This window comes from Paenibacillus germinis (assembly GCF_013141785.1).
In the GTDB taxonomy this organism is placed as follows: domain Bacteria; phylum Bacillota; class Bacilli; order Paenibacillales; family NBRC-103111; genus Paenibacillus_E; species Paenibacillus_E phytorum.
Map to the genome: position 1 here is coordinate 1 of NZ_WHOC01000079.1, position 2588 is coordinate 2588.

The following is a 2588-nucleotide window of genomic DNA, read 5'->3' on the forward strand; positions in this document are numbered from 1 at the left end:
CCTTCGTTTTGGAGCTGCCCGTTTCGTAGCTGGTGAAACCATCAAACAATCCATTGATGCTGTAAGCGGGCTCAATAAGGATGGCCGAATCGCAACTTTAGACCATCTAGGAGAATTCGTCTTTAGTGAAGAAGAAGCTACATTGTCCGCTGATATGTGCATACAAACATTAGATGCCATTGCTAGCTCAGGTGTACAGTCCAATCTTTCATTGAAAATGACATCACTCGGCCTAGATATCAGCAAAGAGCTTTGCGTAAACAATATGAAACGAATTCTGAATCGAGCGCGCAAATATGGTAATTTTGTTCGGATCGATATGGAGGATTACGCGCACTGCCAAGTTTCTCTTGATATCTACCGTGAGCTTCGAGAAGAGTTCGATAATGTCGGGATCGTGATTCAAGCTTATCTGTTCCGTACGGAGCAAGATATCCAGGATTTGAGTGCGCTGAGTGCCAACTTGCGTCTCGTTAAAGGGGCCTATAAGGAATCACCGCAAGTTGCTTTTCCAGAAAAAAAAGACGTCGATGAAAATTATAAAAAAATCATTCAAATGCATTTGAAAAATGGTCATTACTCGGCTATTGCCAGCCACGATGAAGCGATCATTAACTTCACCAAACAATTCGTAAGTGAGAATGGAATATCCAGAGATCAATTTGAATTTCAGATGCTTTATGGCATTTGTGAAGAGATGCAGAAGCAATTGGTTAAGGAAGGATACCGGGTTCGCGTCTACGTTCCCTATGGTGTCGATTGGTTTGGATACTTTATGAGACGGTTAGCCGAGCGGCCAGCGAATGTCTGGTTTGTTCTTAAAAATATGTTTAAATAGGCCCGCAAAGGGAGAGGAGAATGAATATGAGCACACTGACAAAAGTAACCCCTTATGCAAACGAACCCTTCACTAATTTTTCTTTGGATGAAAATAAGCAAGCCATGGAAGCTGCTATTGCGAAAGTGAAATCGGAATTGGGTCAAGAGTACCCGCTTTATATCGGATCAGAGAAAGTCGTTACAGAAGCAAAAATCAAATCCATTAACCCAGGTAATGTGGATGAAGTGATTGGTTATGTGAGCAAAGCGAATCAGGCACTAGCGGAAAAAGCAATGGTCGCTGCTTTGGAGACTTTCGAATCTTGGAAGCGTGTTCATGTTAGAAAGCGAGCAGAGTATTTGTTTAAAGCGGCAGCGCTTATGCGTGAACGTAAGCATGAATTTTCTGCTCTTATGATTTTGGAATCAGGTAAGAACTACGTAGAAGCTGACGTAGATACCGCGGAAGCTATTGATTTCATCGAGTTCTATGCTCGGGAAATCATTCGTTTGAGCGAAATCAATGAGACTGGGCCGTTAACCAAAATTGCTGGTGAAGACAATAAGATTTCCTATATCCCACTTGGCGTTGGCGTCATTATTCCGCCGTGGAACTTCCCGCTCGCTATTTGCGTGGGCATGACAACTGCTGCAGTTGTATCAGGTAATACAGTTCTTCTTAAACCGGCTTCTACAACTCCAATCATTGCGCACAAGTTTGTTGCTTTGATGCGAGAAGTAGGGCTTCCAGACGGTGTTATCAATTTCATTCCGGGAAGCGGCGCTGAAGTTGGCGATTATTTGACGACACATCCGAAGACTCGTTTCATTAGCTTTACAGGTTCCAAAGAAGTAGGTCTGCGCATTAACAAGTTGGCCGCGGACACGGTTCCAGGTCAGATTTGGATCAAACGCGTTGTTGCTGAAATGGGTGGAAAAGATGGCATTATCGTCGATGAAACGGCTGATCTGGATGCAGCAGCATCCGCGATTGTCGCATCAGCGTTCGGATTCCAAGGTCAGAAATGTTCGGCTGGTTCCAGAGCGGTTATTGTTGAATCCGTGTATGACCAAGTTGTAGAAAAAGTAGCCGCTTTGACAAAACAACTGCAAATCGGGCTGCCAGAAAACAATTTCGCTGCTGGTCCAGTTATCGATAAGACTTCCTACGAAAGAATTTTGGAATATATCGAAATCGGTAAACAAGAAGGCATTCTGCTTGCCGGCGGTGAGAAGGCTGAAGGAAACGGCTATTACATCCAACCTACCGTATTCGGTAATGTGAGCGGCAAAGCGCGGATTATGCAAGAAGAGATCTTCGGACCCGTGCTCGCTATTGCTAAAGCGAAAGATTGGCAAGAAGCAATCGCGATTTACAATGACACTGAATTCGGTTTGACAGGCGCTTACTTCTCCACGGATGAGGAACGTATCGCTGAAGCTCTGGAGACCGTACATTGCGGTAACTTGTACATCAATCGTAAATGTACAGGTGCTCTAGTCGGCGTACACCCGTTTGGCGGATTCAATATGTCAGGTACAGATTCCAAAGCAGGCGGTTATGACTACCTATTGCTCTTTACACAAGCTAAATTAACGTCCCGCAAAATTTAAGGCTGTGTGGGGCCCTCTATAATTACATGGAGGGCTCTTTTTTAAGAGTACTTATCTTATCTATAAATACTAGGGGGAAAAAATGAGATGAGCGTTAAGGTAGAAAATGTGGAAAATGTAGATGTGTTGGCAAGAACGCAGCTGGTGATTGAAAC

At 44.0% G+C, this 2588-nt stretch carries 2 protein-coding genes; both read left to right on the top strand.

From position 1 onward, the window contains the following. Window positions 1–838: proline dehydrogenase family protein (locus tag GC102_RS16130; RefSeq protein ID WP_171690469.1), on the top strand; the 838-nt coding region annotated here is incomplete at its 5' end. 26 nt (window positions 839–864) lie between these two features. After that, the gene (gene pruA, locus GC102_RS16135) at window positions 865–2433 is read left to right on the top strand and encodes an L-glutamate gamma-semialdehyde dehydrogenase (protein ID WP_171690470.1); all 1569 of its coding nucleotides are present in this window, start codon (window positions 865–867) and stop codon (window positions 2431–2433) included. The last annotated feature ends 155 nt before the right edge of the window (window positions 2434–2588 follow it).